The organism is Microbacterium sp. LjRoot45 (assembly GCF_964253325.1).
In the GTDB taxonomy this organism is placed as follows: domain Bacteria; phylum Actinomycetota; class Actinomycetes; order Actinomycetales; family Microbacteriaceae; genus Microbacterium.
Genome location: NZ_CAXUQM020000001.1, coordinates 681,727 through 700,638 on the forward strand (window position 1 = coordinate 681,727; position 18,912 = coordinate 700,638).

General features: G+C 70.2%; 20 protein-coding genes and 1 riboswitch. Of the genes, 12 read left to right on the forward strand and 8 right to left on the reverse strand.

Features of this window, described 5'->3' with window-relative positions; all coding sequences use genetic code 11:
* Nucleotides 1-39 precede the first annotated feature (39 nt).
* The 7 genes from ACSQ18_RS03045 to ACSQ18_RS03075 all read left to right on the forward strand — a co-directional run bounded on the left by ACSQ18_RS03045 (nucleotide 40) and on the right by ACSQ18_RS03075 (nucleotide 5,241).
* Nucleotides 40-981, forward strand: a complete 942-nt coding sequence (locus ACSQ18_RS03045; RefSeq protein WP_144807247.1) for an ABC transporter ATP-binding protein — start codon at nucleotides 40-42, stop codon at nucleotides 979-981.
* Nucleotides 978-1,829, forward strand: a complete 852-nt coding sequence (locus ACSQ18_RS03050; RefSeq protein ID WP_436035637.1) for an ABC transporter permease — start codon at nucleotides 978-980, stop codon at nucleotides 1,827-1,829. Before ACSQ18_RS03045 ends, ACSQ18_RS03050 begins: the two co-directional genes overlap by 4 nt.
* Nucleotides 1,826-2,644 (forward strand): ABC transporter permease, encoded by an 819-nt coding sequence (locus ACSQ18_RS03055; RefSeq protein WP_436035639.1) that lies wholly within the window; start codon nucleotides 1,826-1,828, stop codon nucleotides 2,642-2,644. Before ACSQ18_RS03050 ends, ACSQ18_RS03055 begins: the two co-directional genes overlap by 4 nt.
* Before the next feature lie 80 nt (nucleotides 2,645-2,724).
* The gene (locus ACSQ18_RS03060; RefSeq protein ID WP_436035641.1) at nucleotides 2,725-3,402 is read left to right on the forward strand and encodes a TetR family transcriptional regulator; all 678 of its coding nucleotides are present in this window, start codon (nucleotides 2,725-2,727) and stop codon (nucleotides 3,400-3,402) included.
* Nucleotides 3,399-3,848: a hypothetical protein gene (locus ACSQ18_RS03065; protein WP_436035643.1), complete on the forward strand. Its 450-nt coding sequence runs from the start codon at nucleotides 3,399-3,401 to the stop codon at nucleotides 3,846-3,848. Before ACSQ18_RS03060 ends, ACSQ18_RS03065 begins: the two co-directional genes overlap by 4 nt.
* Entirely contained in the window at nucleotides 3,848-4,480 is a 633-nt protein-coding gene (locus ACSQ18_RS03070) for an SRPBCC family protein (RefSeq protein ID WP_436035645.1), read from the forward strand. The genes ACSQ18_RS03065 and ACSQ18_RS03070 overlap by 1 nt, the downstream gene beginning before the upstream one ends.
* On the forward strand, nucleotides 4,477-5,241 hold the full coding sequence (locus ACSQ18_RS03075; protein WP_436035647.1) for a DUF4166 domain-containing protein: 765 nt from the start codon (nucleotides 4,477-4,479) through the stop codon (nucleotides 5,239-5,241). Before ACSQ18_RS03070 ends, ACSQ18_RS03075 begins: the two co-directional genes overlap by 4 nt.
* A gap of 42 nt (nucleotides 5,242-5,283) precedes the next feature.
* Here ACSQ18_RS03075 and ACSQ18_RS03080 read toward each other — a convergent pair whose 3' ends face one another.
* The gene (locus ACSQ18_RS03080; protein WP_436035649.1) at nucleotides 5,284-6,711 is read right to left on the reverse strand and encodes an MFS transporter; all 1,428 of its coding nucleotides are present in this window, start codon (nucleotides 6,709-6,711) and stop codon (nucleotides 5,284-5,286) included.
* Nucleotides 6,712-6,989: 278 nt separating this feature from the next.
* Nucleotides 6,990-7,340, reverse strand: a complete 351-nt coding sequence (locus ACSQ18_RS03085) for a Fe-S protein (protein ID WP_436035651.1) — start codon at nucleotides 7,338-7,340, stop codon at nucleotides 6,990-6,992.
* Between the two features lie 76 nt (nucleotides 7,341-7,416).
* On the opposite strand from ACSQ18_RS03085, the gene ACSQ18_RS03090 reads away from it, so the two are divergent.
* The gene (locus ACSQ18_RS03090; protein ID WP_436035653.1) at nucleotides 7,417-8,208 is read left to right on the forward strand and encodes a hypothetical protein; all 792 of its coding nucleotides are present in this window, start codon (nucleotides 7,417-7,419) and stop codon (nucleotides 8,206-8,208) included.
* Nucleotides 8,209-8,223: 15 nt separating this feature from the next.
* Here ACSQ18_RS03090 and ribH read toward each other — a convergent pair whose 3' ends face one another.
* The 5 genes from ribH to ACSQ18_RS03115 form a co-directional block, all read right to left on the reverse strand.
* The gene (gene ribH / locus ACSQ18_RS03095) at nucleotides 8,224-8,700 is read right to left on the reverse strand and encodes a 6,7-dimethyl-8-ribityllumazine synthase (protein ID WP_301039401.1); all 477 of its coding nucleotides are present in this window, start codon (nucleotides 8,698-8,700) and stop codon (nucleotides 8,224-8,226) included.
* Entirely contained in the window at nucleotides 8,697-9,989 is a 1,293-nt protein-coding gene (ribA, locus tag ACSQ18_RS03100) for a GTP cyclohydrolase II (RefSeq protein ID WP_436035655.1), read from the reverse strand. The genes ribH and ribA overlap by 4 nt, the downstream gene beginning before the upstream one ends.
* A complete protein-coding gene (locus ACSQ18_RS03105) occupies nucleotides 9,986-10,639 on the reverse strand; it encodes a riboflavin synthase (protein WP_436035657.1) in 654 nt (217 codons plus the stop codon). Before ACSQ18_RS03105 ends, ribA begins: the two co-directional genes overlap by 4 nt.
* Complete coding sequence (ribD, locus tag ACSQ18_RS03110; protein WP_436035659.1) at nucleotides 10,639-11,676, reverse strand: bifunctional diaminohydroxyphosphoribosylaminopyrimidine deaminase/5-amino-6-(5-phosphoribosylamino)uracil reductase RibD; 1,038 nt, start codon at nucleotides 11,674-11,676, stop codon at nucleotides 10,639-10,641. The genes ACSQ18_RS03105 and ribD overlap by 1 nt, the downstream gene beginning before the upstream one ends.
* A 70-nt stretch (nucleotides 11,677-11,746) precedes the next feature.
* A riboswitch (FMN riboswitch) is annotated at nucleotides 11,747-11,892 on the reverse strand.
* A gap of 55 nt (nucleotides 11,893-11,947) precedes the next feature.
* Nucleotides 11,948-12,892: a phytanoyl-CoA dioxygenase family protein gene (locus ACSQ18_RS03115; RefSeq protein WP_436035661.1), complete on the reverse strand. Its 945-nt coding sequence runs from the start codon at nucleotides 12,890-12,892 to the stop codon at nucleotides 11,948-11,950.
* A gap of 65 nt (nucleotides 12,893-12,957) precedes the next feature.
* Between ACSQ18_RS03115 and ACSQ18_RS03120 the strand changes: the two genes are divergently transcribed.
* Nucleotides 12,958-13,887 carry a helix-turn-helix domain-containing protein gene (locus ACSQ18_RS03120; protein WP_436035663.1) on the forward strand — a complete coding sequence of 310 codons (930 nt, stop codon included), beginning with the start codon at nucleotides 12,958-12,960 and terminating at the stop codon, nucleotides 13,885-13,887.
* Here the strand turns inward: ACSQ18_RS03120 and ACSQ18_RS03125 are convergent.
* Complete coding sequence (locus ACSQ18_RS03125; RefSeq protein ID WP_436035665.1) at nucleotides 13,865-14,884, reverse strand: LacI family DNA-binding transcriptional regulator; 1,020 nt, start codon at nucleotides 14,882-14,884, stop codon at nucleotides 13,865-13,867. The genes ACSQ18_RS03120 and ACSQ18_RS03125 overlap by 23 nt on opposite strands.
* A 142-nt stretch (nucleotides 14,885-15,026) precedes the next feature.
* Here ACSQ18_RS03125 and ACSQ18_RS03130 point away from each other — a divergent pair, with 142 nt between their 5' ends.
* Genes ACSQ18_RS03130 through ACSQ18_RS03140 form a run of 3 tightly spaced genes read left to right on the forward strand, consistent with a single transcriptional unit; the run spans nucleotide 15,027 to nucleotide 18,912 of the window.
* Nucleotides 15,027-17,066 carry a beta-galactosidase gene (locus ACSQ18_RS03130; protein ID WP_436035667.1) on the forward strand — a complete coding sequence of 680 codons (2,040 nt, stop codon included), beginning with the start codon at nucleotides 15,027-15,029 and terminating at the stop codon, nucleotides 17,064-17,066.
* Nucleotides 17,063-17,986: a carbohydrate ABC transporter permease gene (locus tag ACSQ18_RS03135; RefSeq protein ID WP_436035669.1), complete on the forward strand. Its 924-nt coding sequence runs from the start codon at nucleotides 17,063-17,065 to the stop codon at nucleotides 17,984-17,986. The genes ACSQ18_RS03130 and ACSQ18_RS03135 overlap by 4 nt, the downstream gene beginning before the upstream one ends.
* A complete protein-coding gene (locus tag ACSQ18_RS03140; protein WP_436035670.1) occupies nucleotides 17,983-18,912 on the forward strand; it encodes a carbohydrate ABC transporter permease in 930 nt (309 codons plus the stop codon). Before ACSQ18_RS03135 ends, ACSQ18_RS03140 begins: the two co-directional genes overlap by 4 nt.

The following is an 18,912-nucleotide window of genomic DNA, read 5'->3' on the forward strand; positions in this document are numbered from 1 at the left end:
GCGCGGAGGGGTGTCGGAGCTGCGGGATAGTGTGGTCCGGTGCCAGAAGCAGTCATCTCCGCGCAGAACCTCGTGAAGTCCTACAAGGTGAAGGGCAAGCCCGATTTCGTCGCCGTCGACGGTCTCAGCTTCGAGGTCGCCCCGGGCGAATCGTTCGGGCTCCTCGGCCCCAACGGTGCGGGCAAGTCGACGACGATGAAGATGATCGGCGCCGTGTCCACCCGCACGGCGGGCGAACTCGAGATCCTCGGGCTCGACCCCGACCGGTACGGTCCCGAGATCCGGTCGCGGCTGGGGGTCGTCCCGCAGCAGGACAACCTCGACGGCGAACTCAACGCGCGCGAGAACCTCTACATCTACGGACGCTACTTCGGGCTCCCAGGCAAGGTCTGCCACGAGAAGGCCGATGAGCTGCTCGCCTTCGCGCAGCTCGAAGACAAGGCCAAGAACAAGGTCGACCAGCTCTCGGGCGGCATGAAGCGGCGCTTGACGATCGCCCGGGGCCTCATCAACGACCCGCGCATCCTCCTCCTCGACGAGCCGACGACCGGACTCGACCCGCAGGCCCGTCACGTGCTGTGGGACCGGCTCTTCCGCTTGAAGGAGCGGGGCACGACCCTCGTGCTCACGACGCACTACATGGACGAGGCCGAGCAGCTGTGCGACCGGCTGATCGTCGTGGACAAGGGGCGCATCATGGCCGAGGGCACGCCGGCATCCCTCATCCGCGAGCACTCCAGTCGCGAGGTGCTCGAGGTGCGCTTCGGCTCCGACCGCAACGAGCAGGTCGCGACGCAGCTGCAGGGCATCGGCGACCGCGTCGAAGTGCTGCCCGACCGCATCCTCATCTACGCGCACGACGGTGAGGCCGCCCTGGAGCGCGTCACGACCGCCGGCCTCCACCCGATCACGAGTCTCGTGCGTCGCTCGAGCCTGGAAGACGTCTTCCTGCGCCTCACGGGACGGTCGCTGATCGAATGAGCACCACCACTCATCCCACGCTCGACGAGCTCCGCGCGGAGGCTCTCGAGTGGGGCCGCAAGCCGCGCCGCTACGGCAGCTGGTACGTCACCGAGCACATGGTCCGCGCCATGCGCGCGTACGGCTGGACGATCATCGTCGGCGCGCTCGGGCAGCCCATCATGTACCTGCTGGGTCTCGCTGTCGGGCTGGCCGCACTCATCCAGGTGCCGGTGCGCAGCCACGGCGGCGAGGTCGGCTACCTCGTGTTCGTCGCGCCGGCGCTGCTGATCACGGCGGCGATCGCCGTGGCATCCGAGGAGATGACGTATCCCGTCATGGCCGGCTTCAAGTGGCGCCGCTACTTCTACGGCTTCAACGCGTCGTCGCTGTCGAGCCCTCAGATCGCGAACGGCGTCATCGCGGGGGCGACGGCCCGCATGTTCGTCGCGGTCGCCGCCTACTACCTCTTCATCTGGATCTTCGGCGCCGTCCCGCACCCCGAGACCGGGTGGCTGTCGATCGTCGCCGGCGTCGCCGCGGGTCTCGCCTTCGGTGTGCCGCTCATGGCCTATGCCGGCTCGATCGAAGACGACAAGGGGCAGTTCGCGCTCGTGCAGCGTTTTCTCTTCATGCCGATGTTCCTGTTCTCGGGCACGTTCTATCCGCTCGAGACGCTGCCGGTCTGGCTGCAGTGGATCGGTTGGGTGTCGCCCGTGTGGCACGGTGCCGAACTCGGCCGCGTCGCCACCTACGGCGCCGACATCTCCGCTGCGATGATCGCCGTCCACATCGTCTACCTCGTCGTCCTGACCGTTGCCGGCTATCTGTGGGGCCGTCGCGTCTTCATCGAGAGGCTCGCCAAATGACCGCCGTCGCCTCGCCCGACGTCCGCCGCGGCGGCGTGAGAGCCCTGTGGGCCGGCAATCCCGGCGCCGTCGTGCAGCGCGGTCTCATCGCGGCGCGGTCATCAAGCTGGGTCGTCGTGCTGTCCGGGTTCTTCGAGCCCGTGTTCTATCTCGCGTCGATGGGGATCGGACTCGGCCAGCTCGTCGGCGACGTCGAGACCTCGCAGGGGCTGCAGGTCAGCTACGCGGCGTTCATCGCCCCCGCCCTGCTGGCCGTCTCGGCCATGAACGGCGCGATCTACGACTCCACGTGGAACGTCTTCTTCAAGCTCAACTACGGCAAGCTCTACGAGGGGATGCTGTCGACCTCGCTCGGGCCGCTCGATGTGGCGCTCGGCGAGATCCTCTACGCGTTGCTGCGCGGGCTCCTGTACGCCACGGGGTTCCTCATCATCATGCAGATCCTGGGGCTGAACCTGGCGCCCACCGCGATCCTGGCGATCCCCGCCGTGCTCCTCATCGCCTTCGGGTTCGCGAGCGTCGGCATGGCGATCACGAGCTACATGAAGACCTTCCAGCACATGGACTGGATCAACTTCGTGCTGTTGCCGATGTTCCTCTTCTCGGCCACGTTCTACCCGATCTCGGTGTACCCGGGATGGGTGCAGCAGATCGTCATGGCGTTGCCGCTGTGGCACGGCGTCGAGCTCATCCGAGGGCTCACGACCGGCATCCTCAGTGCGGGGATGCTGTGGCACGTCCTCTACTACGCGGTGATGATCGCGGTGGGGCTCGTCTTCACGACGAAGCGACTGCGGGCGCTGTTCCTCGACTGACGTCCCGCGCGTGAGCCGGGGCGCAGGAGACGCGTCTCTCCGTTATTGAACATGTTCAGAAACTGAGATAGGTTCTGAACATGTCCAGTTCTCCCGTCAGCGCCACCCCGAAGAGCGAGCGCACCCGTGCCGTCATCCGCGAGGTCGCCCTGCGTTCGTTCCGCGAGCGCGGGTACGACCACACGACGATCCGGCTCATCGCGGAGGAGGCCGGTGTCTCGGTGGGCACCACGAACTACCACTTCGCGTCGAAGAACGACCTCGTGCAGGAGCTGTACCTCGATGTGCAGCAGGCCCACCGCGACGCGGCCCTGCCGGTGCTCGAAACGACGACCGACCTGGTCGAGCGCCTCGGGATCGTGTACCGCACGGGCCTGGCGCAACTGGAGCCGTACCACCGGTTCGCCCCCGAGTTCCTCTCCGCCGCGGTGTCGCCGCGCTCCTCGATCAACCCCCTGTCGGGCGAATCGTCCGAATCCCGTGACATCGTCGTCGGACTCTTCCAGGAAGCCGTGTCCGGTGCCGCCGACCGGCTTCCCTCGGAGTTCGACCACGGCTTGCCGTCGGCCCTCCTGCTCGGCCACCTGCTGCTCGCGCTCTTCTGGGTGTACGACACGTCTCCGGATCGCGAACGCACCCGCCTCTTGCTCGATCGTGGTCTGCGACTGCTGAAGCTCTCGCTGCCCCTCGTGCGGCTGCGCGTGCTTCGCAAGCCGCTGCGCGAGCTGCTCGACCTGATAGCCGAGGTGCAGGCATGACCGCCGGCCCTGCAGACCGCCGCCACCCGGTGACCCCACTCGACGCGACGCCGGCGGCCCCCGCCGTTCCCGCCTCGCCGGAGATCGCAGCACCCCGCGTCGGCCTGTGGAGCGAGATGTGGTTCCGGGTGCTCACGATCCTCAACACGTCGATCGTGGTCGTGTCGGCCGTCGTCGCGCTGCCGGGGCTGTTCGGCGGGCAGGGAGGCGCAGCGTTCGGGCTCGTCCTGCTGTTCCCCGTCGTCTCCGTGACGGTGGGGTTCCCTGCGATCTCGCTGATGATCGTCGCGGCGGCCGCAGCGCTGTCATCGCTGTGCATGTTCCACGTCGAGCAGCGAGGCGTCCGGTTTCTCCGCGCGATGACGGTGTGGGGCACGATCATGCTCACGGTTCCGTCGATCGTGTTCGCGGTGCTGTGGGGTCCCGCACTGCTCGGTTCGCTGTGATGACGCGCACCGCAGCACGAGGCCGTGCCCGCGCTCAACGCCCCGTCTATGTCCGGATCCGCATCCGCGCGTCGCTGGATCGCGTGTGGCACCTGACGCAGGATCCCGGACAGCACGCGCGGTGGGATGCCCGATTCAGTCGGATTACGCCGGTCGGTGCGCTGGAGGGTGACGGCGTCCGGTTCCGTTACGCACGCCGCGTCGGACCGTTCGTGATCTCCGGGCACGGCACGACGGTCGGAGAACGAGCGTCGGGTGACGGCGTGCGCACCTCCGTCCTGCGCTTCGATGCCGACGACCGGCTCTCACCGTTGGGCGACGGCCGCGGCTACTGGCGCTACGAGCTGGACGGCGACGAGGTCGTCTTCACCACGGGGTACGACTACAGGCCGAACTGGGGGCGTGTCGCCGACGTGCTCGTGCGGCCGCTGATCGGGTGGCTGACGGCGTGGAGCTTCGACCGGCTCCGCATCTGGGCCGAGACGGGCACTCCGCCCGAGCGGTGGCCGCTGCGATCCGTGCTGGCGTGCTGGCGGCGCGACCGTCCTCGGGCGGCGCGCTCCGACCGCCGTGCACCGCGTCGCCTCATGGCCGACGCGCCCGCTGCGCTGCGACAGCTGGCGCACCCGTGACCGCCGCGACACGCGAGCCCGCGCCACGCGAGCCCGCGCCCACCGGCTCGCGCCGCGCCGTGGCATCCGGATCTCTACCGCCTCTCGGGACGACCTCGATCTTCGCGCGCGCGATGGGCGAGGACTTCGCTCGGCTGCACCGCATGCTCCAGCGCCGGTTCGGGGTGGGCCTCGCCGCAGGCTACGCGTGCGTCGGGCGCGGCACGATGCACCGCATCCGCCGCGGCCCCTGGTGGACGGTGCCGTTTCTCCAGCTCGGTCGCTTCCGCAGCATCCTCGTGCCCGAGGTCGCCGACGACGTCCCGTTCCGGATCGACAACCACCCCTACCTCGACCCATTCGGGCGCGAGACGGTGACCTTCGTCCGCGAGTTCCGGATGCCGCGCGCCCCGCGCCGCTTCGACGCCACCATGATCCTCGGCGCGAGCGGGACGATCGTCGACTACCTCGGTTCGCATCAGCACCTCGCGGTCGACCTCGAGCTGACGGCCGAGCCCGACGGCAGTCTCCTCCTGCGGTCGGGCGCGCAGCGGTTCCGCGAAGGGCCCCTCGCGTTCCGGTTCCCCCCGCTCTTCAGCGGTCGCGCCGAACTGCGCGAGAGCTACGACGACGAGGCGGAGGTCTTCCGCATCCGGCTCGAGGTGCGCAACCGGCTCTTCGGGTTCCTGTTCGGCTACGAGGGCGAGTTCCGCTGCACGTTCCCCGCCGCGGCGCCCGTGCCCGCGCGCATCCTTCCGGTGCGCCACGAGCGCCGGGAATGACGGATGCCGCGGGGCCTCGCGTCCCGCCCCGACGTCATGTCGTCAGAGCGCGCCGATGTTCGACTCGTACTCGATGTCCTTCGTCTCCTTCGAGAGCCACAGGGCGATGAAGGTCAGCACAGCCGACCCCGACAGGTAGATGCCGACGAGCCACGGTGAGCCGCCCGCCGCCGCCCACAGCGCGGTCGCGACGATCGGCGCGAGCGCGGCACCGAGGATCGAGGAGACGTTGTACGAGATCGCCGAGCCCGTGTAGCGGACGTTCGTGGGGAACAGCTCCGGCAGCAGGGCACCCATCGGCCCGAAGGTCGCGCCCATGAGCATGAACCCGAAGATGAGGAAGGCCTGCACGAGCGCGCCGCTGAACTTCGGATCGAGCTGGGGCATCAGGAAGACGCTGAAGAGCAGCCCGAAGACCCCGATCCCCGCCGTGATCCACAGGAGCAGGCGGCGCCGTCCGATGCTGTCGGCGACCGGTCCGGACAGCAGCGTGAAGACGCCGAAGAAGACGACGCCGATGATCTGCATGATGACGAAGTCGGTGTAGCCGAACCCGAGCCCCGCCACGTAGGTCGTCGCGTCGAACGGCTGGCCGGCGGCATCCGCGGCGGCCTGCGCGCCCTCGGTCGTCGCTTTCGTGCCGTAGGCGAGGGTGAAGCTCGTCATCAGGTAGAAGAGCACGTAGGTCGCCAGCATGATGAACGTGCCGAGGATGAGCTGCCACCAGTGGCGCCGCAGCACGTCGCCGAGCGGGAAGCGACGGATCGCGCCGCTCTTCTCCGCGCGGGCGAACGTCTCCGACTCGACGAGCTTGAGGCGCACCCAGAGCCCGACGATGACCATCACCGCCGAGAAGAGGAACGGCACGCGCCACCCCCACTCCAGGAACGCCTCGGAGCGGACGGCCGGGCCGTCGGGGTGGGGCAGGGCGAAGTTGATGAGCAGGAAGACGGTGTTCGCGATGATGAACCCGATGGGGGCACCCAGCTGCGGGAACGTGCCGTACCAGGCGCGCTTGCCCTTGGGTGCGTTCTCGGTGGCCACCAGCGCCGCCCCCGACCACTCGCCGCCGAGCGCGAAGCCCTGGAACAGCCGCAGGATGAGGAGGAGCACCGCCGCCCACACGCCGATCTGGTCGAACGTGGGGAGGAAGCCGATGAGGAAGGTCGCGATCCCCATCGTCAGGAGGGATGCCACGAGCGTCGCCTTGCGGCCGAACCGGTCGCCGAAGTGGCCGAAGACGACGGCGCCGACGGGGCGGGCGACCATCGCTGCCCCGAAGACGCTGAACGACAGGAGCAGCGCGGTCGTGTCGTTGCCGGTGGGGAAGAAGAGGATCGGGAAGACGAGGACGGCGGCCGTCGCGTAGACGTAGAAGTCGTAGAACTCGATCGTGGTGCCGATGAGGCTCGCGGTGATGACGCGCGAGCGGGGGTTGGCGGGTGCGAGCGGGGGAGCGGAGTGTGACATGAAAGCCCTGGGGGGAGGCGCTGGAGAGACGCGCTGGGGAGAGGCGCTGGTAAGCAGCGCTGCGGAGACGTGCGTGGTCCTCGTGGGACAGACCGGGCGGTGTCGCGCGGCGCGCGGGGATGGTGCGCGGGGCGCGGCGTCGCGGGGGGAGACGTCCGGTGATGGTTCACCTGCGGACGACGATCAAGCCTACCTTCGCCGCTCGCGGGGGCGGGCCGCCGCACGACGAACCGCCCGCCGCGGGAAGCGACGGGCGGTGGTGTCTTGCGAACGCGCGGTCAGCGCCAGAGCACGGCGAGGGCCGCGTTGAGGAACGTGAGGATGCCGATGCCCCAGAACACGGCCGGCGGCACGCTCCCGGACTTGCGCTGACGTCCCGCGCCGATGCCGAGGAGGGCGCCGATCACGAGCAGCACGACGAGCTTGGTGCCGATCTTGGCGTAGTTGAGGTCGTACTCGATGCCCCACGGTGCCGCGAGCGCCAGGCCTGCGACGGCCGCGATGGCGAGGCCCCAGTTCTGAAGGCGGGTGATGCGGTGCTGGCCGAAGGCCTCGACGACCCAGGCGCCGAACAGCACGGCGAATCCGACGAGGTGGACGAGGACGACGGCGTGACGCAGGATCTCCATAGCCTCAGTCTAACTGAAGGTATGACTCTGCGCCGCCACGACCGGCGATGTCCGCCGCTGCCGTCACACTGGGGTCATGCTCGTGCCCGGTGACCGCCTCCCCGACCCGCCCGACCGCGCCCCCGACCTCGCGGACGACTTCTCGGGCGGCATCTCGGCGGAGCACTGGGTGCCGCACTATCTCCCGCAGTGGACCACCCCCGAACGGTCGGCGGCGCGTCTGCGCGTCGTCCCCCGCGGTGTCGAGCTGCGCATCGAGGAAGACCAGCCCGACTGGCGGCCGGAAGACGCGCCGCTACGGGTGTCGAACCTGCAGACGGGCGCCTTCTCGGGGCCGCTCGGTTCCGCGGTCGGCACGCATCGGCATCGACCGGACGGCCTCTCCGTGCGCACACCCGTCGGCGCCCGCCTCCTCTTCGCGCCGACGGCGGGACGCATCGACGTCGTGGTCTCCGCAAGCCGCGACCTCGGGTGCATGACCGCCGCGTGGCTCGTGGGCACCGAGCATCTCGGCCCGGCCGACGCGGGCGAGATCTGTGTCTTCGAGATCGACGCCGAGGCGATCGGTCCCACCACGCAGGCGCGCGCCGGCGTCAAAGCGCACGGCGACGAGCGGCTCGACACCGACATGGCGCCGGTGAGCGTGCCCGTCGACGCGAGCGGGCGGCACACCTGGACGGTGATCTGGGGCGAGGGTCAGACGGTCATCGGCTGCGAAGGCGTCGTGGTGCGGGCCATCGCGCAGGCACCGTCGTATCCGCTCTTCCTGATGCTCGACCTCTTCGAGGTCGCCCCGCCCGCGGGGCGCTACCCGAAGACGGCCGTGTTCCACGAGGTCCGCGGGTGGGAGACCGCTCCCGCCGACTGAACGCCGGCCGCGGGGTCAGGCGCCGCGCAGCTCCCGCAGGAGGAGTGCGGTGCGCAGAGCGGCGTCGGCCGCCTCCGCGCCCTTGTCCTCCTTCGAGTCGGGAAGACCCGCACGATCGAGGCCCTGCTGCTCGTCGTCCAACGTCAGCACACCGAAGCCGACCGGCTTGCCGGTCTCGATGGCGACCCGCGTGAGCCCGTCGGTGGCGGCCGACGACACGTACTCGAAGTGAGGCGTGCCGCCGCGGATGATCACCCCGAGCGCGACGACCGCGTCGGCCCCGGCATCCAACGCGACCTTGCTCGCGACGGGGAGCTCGAACGATCCCGGCACGCGGACGAGCCGCCACGATGCGCCGGCGGCGTCGAGCACGCGCTCCGCTCCCGCGATCAGTCCGTCGGTGATGACGTCGTGCCAGCTCCCGGCGATCACGACGACACGCAGTCCCGTGCCGTCGACGCGGTCGACCTTCGGTGCGCCGTGTCCGCTCATGCGTGGTCCTCCTTCGCGCCGGTCAGCTGCGCCGACGCGGTCAGGGCGCTGTCGAGCTCGGCGCCGTCGATGATGTGCCCCATCCGCTCGGCCTTCGTGGCGAGGTACTGATGGTTGTTCGGGCCGACGCCCACCAGCAGCGGGACCTGCTCGACGATGTCGAGTCCCAGCCCGCGGAGCTGATTGACCTTGTCGGTGTTGTTCGTCAGCAGGCGCACCCGCTCGATGCCGAGGTCGGCGAGGATGCCGGCTGCGGCGGCGTAGTCGCGAGCGTCGGCGGGGAGTCCCAGGGCGAGGTTGGCGTCGACGGTGTCGAGGCCGCGCTCCTGCAGGCTGTACGCGCGCAGCTTGTTGATGAGGCCGATGCCGCGACCCTCGTGCCCGCGCATGTAGATGACGACACCGCCGTCCTGCTCGATCGCGTCGAGCGCGGCATCCAACTGCGGACCGCACTCGCACTTCAGCGAGCCGAACGCCTCACCCGTGAGGCACTCGGAGTGCACGCGGACGAGGGCGGCGTCCTCGGACAGGTCGCCGGAGACGACCGCGATGTGGTCGGTGCCGGTGATGCGGTCCTTGTACGCGAGGAAGCGGAACGACCCGTGCGAGGTCGGCACCTTCGCCTCCGCCCGGAGGCTCACGCGCCGCCGCGCACCACGGTCGGCGGGGGCGTGCCCCTCGCTCGTGCCGTCGAGGTGGGCGATGAGCTGCTCGATCGTGATGACCGGCACGCCCTCGCGCTCGCCGAGCTCGAGGAGGCCGGGCAGGCGCATCATGCTGCCGTCCTCCGCGACGACCTCGCCGATCGCCCCGACGGGCTGGAGGCCCGCGAGCTTCATCAGCTCGACGGCCGCCTCGGTGTGGCCGGCGCGTTCGCGCACGCCGCCGTCGACGGCGCGCAGGGGCAGGACGTGGCCCGGGCGGATCACCGACGACGGCGTCGACGTCGGGTCGGCCAGCACGTTGAGGGTGTGCGACCGGTCGGCGGCGCTGATACCGGTCGAGACGCGGTCGGCGGCGTCGACGCTGACCGTGTACGCGGTGCCCCGGCTGTCCTCGTTGACCGCCACCATCGGCGGCAGGTCGAGCCGGTCGGCCCAGTCGGCGGGCATGGGGGCGCAGAGGAACCCGCTGGACCAGCGGATGGTCCACGCGAGCCACTCGGGCGTGGCGAGTTCGGCCGACAGGATGATGTCGCCCTCGTTCTCGCGGTTCTCATCGTCGGCGACGATGACGGGCTTGCCCGCGCGCAGGGCGTCGAGGGCTTCGGGGATGGTGGCAAGGCTCATCGGGAGCCTCCTTCGATCGGTGCGGTGGTCAGTGCGGTGGGTGCGGTGGAAAACGCGAGGAGGCGCTGCACGTGGCGCGCCAGGATGTCGGTCTCGAGGTTCACCCGGTCGCCCGGGGCGAGTGCGCCGAGGGTCGTCTTCTCGAGGGTCTCGGGGATGAGCGAGATCTCGAACCAGTGGCTGCCGGCATCCGAAGCGCTTGCTGCCGACACGGTGAGGGACACGCCCTGCACCGAGATGGAGCCCTTGTCGACGACGAGCGGGGCGAGGTCGGCGGGCAGGCCGATACGGATCACGCGCCACTGCGCGCCGGGGCGCACCTCGAGCACCTCGCCCGTGCCGTCGACGTGCCCCTGCACGATGTGACCGCCCAGGCGGGTGTGCGCGGCGAGGGCGCGTTCCAGGTTGACCTCGGTGCCGACGCCGAAGCCGCCGAGCGACGACATGTCGAGGGTCTGCTTCATGACGTCGGCGGTGAACCAGTCCTCGCCCTGCTCGGTGACGGTGAGGCACACCCCGCTGACGGAGATCGAGTCGCCGCGTTGCGCGTCGGACACGGCGAGGGGTGCGCGCACGGTGAGCCGCACGCCGTCGCCCGACGCCTCGATGGCGGTCACGGTGCCGCGCTCTTCGATGATTCCGGTGAACATCAGGGGGTCTCCTCCTCGGAGCGGGATCGGGGGTGGGCGACGATCAGGAGGTCGTCGCCGAGGCGCTCGACGGATTCCACGTCGAGTCGCCGCTGCTCGTCGATCGTGGTGACGCCGACGTCGCGGACCGCCAGGCGGTCGCCGCCGAGGAGTGTCGGGGCGACGTAGGCGAGCACGTCGTCGGCGAGGCCCGCGCGGAGGAACGAACTGGCGAGGGTGGGGCCGCCCTCGACGAAGACGCGGTGGATGCCGAGCTCGCGCAAGCGGTCGAGCAGGTCGGGGAGGTCGTCGCCCTCGTCCTGGATGAAGGGCTTCGGATGCCGGCGCACGGCGGCCTCCTGCGGAACGGCACGCGTTCCGATGACGACCGGCCTCGGCTGCGCGTCGTAGAGCGACCCGTCGGGGCGTCGGGCGGTCAGAGCCGGGTCGTCGGCCAGGAGCGTGCCGGTGCCGACGACGATGGCATCCGCGTCGGCGCGCCGGCGATGCACGTCGGCCCGTGCGTCGGGGCCGGTGATCCACTGACTCGTGCCGTCGGCCGCCGCCGCGCGTCCGTCGAGGGACTGCGCCCACTTGACCATGACGTGCGGACGGCCGAGGCGCTGCACGGTGAGCCACGAGTCGAGCAACTCGGTCCCCTCGTCGACGAGGAGCCCCGCGTCGACGTCGACTCCGGCCGCGCGCAGGCGCTCGCCGCCGCCGGAGGATCGTTCGCCCGGATCGGCGACCGCGTAGACGACGCGCGCCACGCCCGCCTCGATGAGGGCCACGGCGCATGGACCGGTGCGGCCGGTGTGGTTGCAGGGCTCGAGGGTGACGACGGCCGTCGCGCCGCGCGCGGCGCCGGGAGCCAGCTTCGACAGCGCGTCGACCTCGGCGTGCGCCGTGCCCGCGCCGCGATGCCAGCCCTCGGCCAGCACGTCGCCGGCGGGGGAGAGGATGACGGCGCCGACCTGCGGATTGATCCCGCGTGGTCCGTGGGTCGCCAGCGCGAGAGCGCGCCGCATCGCGGCGATCTCGGTGTCGGTGGCGGTCATCCCTGTGTCCTTCGTTCGGACTCCGGGGTGCAGTCGACGCCATCACGATGCGCGCATGCGTCGCGTCGTGATGTGCTTCCTCCCATCCGGACTAGCGCAGGCATTCGCCTGTCGCATCACCGTCGGTTCCGGAATTCCACCGGATCAACCCCCGCCGAAACGGGGGCTCGCGGACTCTCACCGCCGGTTCGGATTCTCACCGACCCCGGAGCACATCGTGCTTCCGAGTGTAGTCAACGCGCGCGGACCGGTTTCATTCCGTGACGCGCCCTCATCCCGTGAACGGCACGCTTCCGGCGCTGCAGTACGAGCCCGGCGAGTGCACGCCGTGCGCGATCCGCAGCTCCGTCTCGTCGTCGTCGGTCACCTGCGGAGCGAGCGCTGCCGGGATGTTCCACGCGAACGCCTCGGCCTCGGGATTGCGGCGCGCGTGCTCGCGGAGGGCGACGGGCAGCAGGCGCAGGCGGCGGTCGATCCACTCGGCATCCCACGGACCTTCGGCGAGGATCTGCTCCGCCGAGCGGAACTCGTAGTAGATCGTGCGGCGCAGGCGGTTGCCCTGCACGGCCTCGCTGCCGTGGACGATCATGACGTCGTGGACGAGGACGTCGCCCGGGTCGAGCTCGACCTGCACGACGCCCGGCGCATCCCAGCCGTACTCCTCCTGCAGCTGGCACACGTCCACCGGGGCGCGATGCGAGCCGGGCGCGACCCGCAGCGCGCCCTCGCCGACGCGCGACGCGTCGAGGTAGACGTCGACATTGAAGATCCGCCGCGTCCGTGGGTGCACGGCATCCTGATGCCAGTCGATCGGTGCGCCGTCGCCGGCATCCTTGAAGACGAGCGACTCGTAGGTGGGCACGGCGTCGACCCCGGCGAGACTCTCGGCGATGCCGAGGACGGCCGGGCTGCCGAGCAGTTCGAGGGATGCCGGCTGGCCCTTCCCGTGGAGGTAGTCGACGCGGAAGAGGCGAGAGGCGCCGCCGCGCTGGGCGAACTGGTAGTCCGCGCGCGCCGGAACGTCGGCGGCGATCTCGCGCCCTTCGCGGATCCAGACGTCCGCCGCGTCCTGGAGGCGTTGCAGCAGGTCGGCGGGGATGCGGTTCTTGAGCACGAGATACCCGTCACGGTCGAACTGCGCGACCTGCTCGGGGGAGAGGTGGTAGCTCCGCGTGGGCGGTGCGGGGACGGAGGCAGGGATGTCGATGAGGGTCATGGCATCCACGGTAGAGATGCGGATTCCGCACTTCTTCCGCTGGCGCGTGCAAGAATTCCGGGATCATGAGTGCTCACGATGTCGATCGCCACACCTTCGGGGTGGACTGCTGGCGCGGTGACGTGCAGCCGATGGCGCGCGCCCATCGCCACGACGACATCGAGGTGAACCTCGCCGACGTCGACCTCGAGTACCTCGTCGACGGGCGGCCACTCGTCATGCCCGCAGGGTCGATCTCGCTGTTCTGGGCCGCGAGGCCCCACCGGCTGCTCCCCGCGCCGCGCGAGGGATGGCAGGCGTGGATGACGATTCCGCTCTCGCGGGCGCTCGCGTGGGGGATGCCGCAGGAGGTCGTCGAACGGCTCGTGCAGGGGGAGGTCCTGTCGCTGCCGGCGGCAGACGGAGGAGGCCCAGTGGCGGAACGCTTCGCGCAGTGGCGCGACGAGCTGCGCGCGGACGACGACCCCGAGGCGCTGTCCCGCCGGATCGCTCTGCTGGAGATCGAGGCCGTCGTGCTGCGGTGGGCCATCGCGGTCGCCTCGTCGCACGCGCGGGGAGATGCTGCCGTCGCGCCGGTGCACGGCATCCCGTCCATCGAGCGGTCGCGGGGAGATGGTTCCAGCCATGCCGGCGCCATGATCGCCTTTCTCTCCGCGCACTCCGCCGACGACCTCACGGTGGCCGACGTGGCCGCCCACGTCCACCTCCATCCCCAGTACGCCATGGCCCTGTTCCGCCGGGCCGCGGGCATCACGATGGGGGAGTACCTCGCGCAGTGCCGCGTCGCCCACGCGCAGGCGATGCTGCTGTCGACCGACCTGTCCGTCCCCGACGTCGGCGTCGCGGCGGGCTTCCGCTCGCAGAGCCAGTTCTACGAGCGGTTCGGGCGCCTGTGCGGTCAGTCGCCCGCGGCTTACCGGCGGCGGCTGCGCGCGGCGGCTGCGGTGGACGAGGTGAGCCCCGCCGGTCCGGTCACGCCGACTGGCGCCAGATGACCTCGCACTCCAGGAGGATCTCGCTGGGTGCGCTCTCGCCGCGCAATTGACCGAGCACGAGGGCGGCGGCGGTGCGTCCGAGTTCCTCGGCGGGCTGCCGCACCGTCGACAGGGGCGGCAGCGTACGGCTGGCCCACGCGCTGTCGTCGAAGCCGACGACGCCCACATCGGTCGGTACGACCCTGCCGGCGGCGCGGAGGGCCTCGACGGCGCCCGCCGCGACCGCATCGGATGCCGCGAAGACGCCGTCGATGTCGGGGTGGCGGCTCAGGAGCGCGGTCATCGCCTCGCGTCCGGAGGAGTAGGAGTAGAGCGGGACGGGCTCGACAAGATCGGGGTCGAACCGGTCGCCGAGCGCGTCGCGGAAGCCGGCGAGGCGTTCCGACCCGGAGTCTCGGTCGAGGGCCGCGGCGATCATGCCGACCCGTCGCCGCCCGGTCTCGAGCAGTCGTTCGGTGATCATGCGCGCCGACCCGCGGTTGTCGATGACGACGAAGGCCGCCGACGTGGCTCCCGGTGGATGCCCGACGAACGCGGCCGGCAGACGCAGGCGCTCCACGACGCGGCCGACGGGGTCGTTGGCGCGGGCCGAGACGATGATGGCCCCGTCGACAGCGCCCCCCGAGAGGTAGCGCGCGACGCGGTCGGTGTCGCGCTCGGAGTCGACGATGAGCACGGCCATCTGGTGGTCGGCGTCGGAGAGGGCGGCGTTGGCGCCGAGGAGGATGCCGCCGATGTTCGGGTCGTCGACGAACAGCGAGTGCGGCTCGTGGACGATGAAGGCGATCGACTCGGTGCGCTGCATGACGAGGTGGCGCGCCGCCGTGTTGGGCACGTAGCCGACTTCCGCGATCGCGGCCTCGATCGCCTCTCGCGCGGAGGCGGAGACGTAGGGGTCGCCGTTGACGTAGCGGCTGATGGTGCCGCGGGAGACGCCCGCCACGACGGCTACGTCGTGGACGGTTGCTCGCCGCGGTCGCGGTCCCTTCGCCGACACGCCCCCCACTGTAGCGCTGTCGAGGGTTGACACGACGGAGCGCGGATGCCATTCTGTGTACGTTCACAGAAGCTCAGAGCCGAACTTCGACCTCCGAATCTGTGCACGTGCACACATCGCCGACGACGTCGAAGGAGATCTCGTGGACCTGGCCCTGGTCGACGCCCAGCGCACCTCAGCGCGGACGCCCTACGTGCCGCGCGGCATCGACTTCGGGTGCGACTACAACCCCGAGCAGTGGGACCCCGCGGTCTGGCGGGAGGATGTCGCGCTCATGCGCCAGATCGGCGTCTCGCTCGTCGCCATCAACATCTTCGGCTGGTCCGATCTGCAGGCTCCCGACGGCTCTTTCGACTTCACGAACCTCGACGAGATCATCGAGCTCCTGCACGCGAACGGCATCCGCGTGAATCTCGGCACCGGTACGTCGTCGCCGCCCCCATGGCTGACGACGCGTCACCCCGAGATCCTGCCCGTCGCCGACGACGGCACGTACCGCTATCCGGGCGGCCGGCAGGCCTGGTGCCCGAGCTCGCCGATCTTCCGGCGGGCGGCCCTCGCGCTCGCCGAGGCCGTCGCCGAGCGCTACGGCCGGCATCCCGCGATCGCCCTGTGGCACGTGTCCAACGAACTCGGATGCCACAACGCGCACTGCTACTGCGACGAGAGCGCCGCGGCGTTCCGTCGCTGGCTGCGCGCCCGCTACGGCACGATCGCCGAGCTCAACCGCGCGTGGGGGACGAGCTTCTGGTCGCAGCGCTACACCGACTGGGCGGAGATCGGCACCCCGCGCCGCACCCTCTCCACGCGCAACCCGTCGCAGGTGCTCGACTTCTCGCGGTTCAGCTCCGACGAGCTCCGCGATCACCTGATCGCGGAGCGCGACGTGATCCGCCGCCACAGCGACTTGCCCGTCACGACCAACTTCATGGTCACGGCGCACATCCGCGAGCTGGACTACTGGCAGTGGGCGCCCGAGGTCGACATCATCGCGAACGACCACTACCTCGACCACCGGCTCGCCGACCCCCACGGCGAGCTGGCCTTCGCGGCCGACCTCACGCGCGGACTCGCCGGCGGTGCGCCGTGGATGCTCATGGAGCACGCCACGGGATCGGTGAACTGGCAGCCCCACAATCTGGCCAAGCTCCCCGGACAGATGCTCCGCGACTCCCTCGAGCACGTGGCGCGGGGCGCCGACTCGGTGTGCTTCTTCCAGTGGCGCGCGTCGCTGCAGGGCTCGGAGAAGTTCCACTCCGCGCTCGTGTCGCACACCGGCACCCGGTCGCGCCTGTGGGCCGAGGTGCAGGAGCTCGGCGACGTGCTCGGCCGGCTCGGCGAAGTGGCCGGCAGCCGCGTCGCCGGCGACGTCGCGCTCCTGTTCAGCTGGGAGGCCTGGTGGGCCTTCGACGCCGAGAACCGCCCGAGCTCGTCGGTCGCCTATCTCGACCAGGTGTGGGCCACCCACCGCGCGCTGCGCGAGGCCGGCGCGACGGTCGATGTCGTCGCCCCGGGGGCGCCGCTCGACGGGTACCGCCTGATCGTCGTCCCGGGTCTGCACCTCGTGCGCGACGCACACGCCGCCGTGGTCGACGATGCTGTTCGCGCCGGCGCGCACCTGCTCGTCACCTTCTACAGCGGCATCGTCGACGAGAACGATCGCGTGCGACCGGGTGGCTATCCGGCCGTCTGGCGCGACCTGCTCGGCATCCGTGTCGAGGAGTTCGCGCCGCTGCTGCCCGGCGATGCCGTCTCGCTCACATCGGGCACGTCCGCCTCCCTGTGGACCGAGCGGGTGGTCGCTGTGGACTGCGATGTGCGCGACCGGTTCGACGGCGGACCCGCAGACGGCGCACCGGCCCTCACCCGCCGCTCCGGCTCAGGCGGCTCGGGCGACGCGTGGTATCTCGCGACCCTCCCCGACGCGCACGGTCTCGACCGCGTCGTCGACGACGTGCTGCGCGGCGCGGGCGTCGAGCGACTCGCGGGGGCCGCCCCCGGCGTCGACGTGATCCGACGTGCGAGCGAGGATCGCGGCTACCGCTTCATCATCAACCACACCGCGTCCGACGCGGTCGTTCCCGCCCGAGGCCACGACCTGGTCACGGGCACGGACGTATCCGGAGAACTGCGCGTTCCCGCCGGTGCCGTCCGAGTGATCCGAGAGGATGCCGTGCGATGACCGCCACCGAGGCACTCATCACGACCGACCGCTCCCGACGCACGAGAGGGCGAGGGAAGGTCCACCACAAGTCGGCGATCGCGTTCTTCGTCGTGCCGTTCGCCGTGCTGTTCGTGATCTTCTACCTGATCCCGATCGGCTACGCCGTCGTCAAGTCGCTCATGGTGGTGGAGCGCGAGGGGACGTTCGGCGAGGCGCGCGAGGTCTTCGGCGGGCTCGCGCAGTACGCGCTGGTGTTCCAGAGCGAGCCGTTCTGGTCGTCGGTCGGCCGGGTGCTCCTGTTCGGCATCGTGCAGGTTCCCGTCATGCTCGGACTCGCGCTCGTCTTCGCGCTGCTGCTCGACTCCCCGCTCCTGCGCGGCAAGCGATTCTTCCGGTTGGCCTTCTTCGTGCCCTACGCCGTCCCCGGCGTGATCGCCGCGATCATGTGGGGCTTCCTGTACTCCCCGAACCTGTCGCCCTTCGCGGTGCTCACCGGCTCGGTCGACTTCCTCTCCGCCGAGCTCGTGCTGTGGGCCATCGCCAACGTCGTCACGTGGGTGTTCGTGGGCTACAACATGCTCATCATCTACTCAGCGCTGCTGGCGATCCCGACCGACCTGTACGAGGCCGCGCGCCTGGACGGCGCGGGCCAGCTGCGGATCGCGTGGTCCATCAAGATCCCCATGGTCCGCTCCTCGCTCGTGCTGACCGCGATCCTCTCGATCATCGGCACGCTCCAGCTGCTCGCCGAGCCGCAGGTCTTCCGCTCGTTCAGCTCCGCGGTGACGAGCACCTACACCCCGAACATGACCATCTACGCGACCTCCGCCATCCCCAACGTCAGCCTCGCCGCCGCGTTCTCGGTGGTCCTCGCGCTCGCGACCTTCGCGATGTCGTTCACATTCCTACGCATCACTCGACGGAAGGCAGACGCATGAGCCGCACGGTCGACCTCCCCACGACGGCGACGTCGCGGTCGTCGCGCTCGCGAGGTGCCGACAGGTCCTCTCGCGCACGCGGTCCGCGGGAGAATCCGCTCTCCCGCGGCGTGGCCATGCTCATCATGGTCGTCTTCACGCTGTACTTCCTCGTTCCGGTGTGGTGGTTGCTGGTCGCTTCCACCAAGAGCCGCGGCGATCTGTTCTCGACCAACCCGCTGTGGTTCGCCGACATGAACTTCGGCGAGAACCTGTCGGGCCTCCTGGAGTACGACGGCGGCGTCTACCTGCGCTGGATCCTCAATAGCCTCGGATACGCGGGCGGGGGAGCGCTCGTGGCGACCCTCTTGGCGGGCATGTGCGGCTACGCGCTGGCGAAGTACCGGTTCCCCGGGCGGGAGCTCATCTTCAACGTCGTGCTGGGCGGCGTGCTCGTGCCGGCGACGGCCCTCGCGCTCCCGCTGTTCCTCCTGTTCAGCCAGGTGCAGCTGACGAACACGTTCTGGGCAGTCTTCCTCCCGAGCATCGTCAGTCCGTTCGGGGTCTACCTCGCGCGGGTCTTCGCCGAGGCCAGCGTGCCCGACGAGCTCCTCGAGGCGAGCCGCATCGACGGCGCCGGCGAGATCCGCACCTTCTTCACGGTCTCCATCCGGCTCATGGTGCCGGCGCTCATCACGGTGTTCCTCTTCCAGTTCGTGGGGATCTGGAACAACTTCTTCCTGCCGCTGATCATGCTGCGCAGCGACGAGCTCTTCCCCGTGACCTACGGCCTCTACGCCTGGAACTCCACGATCAACCAGTTCCCCGAACTGCGCACGTTCGTGCTCATCGGCGCGCTGCTGTCGATCATCCCGCTCATCATCACCTTCCTGCTTCTTCAGCGGTACTGGCGCTCAGGTCTGGGCGCGGGAGCGCTGAAGTCCTGA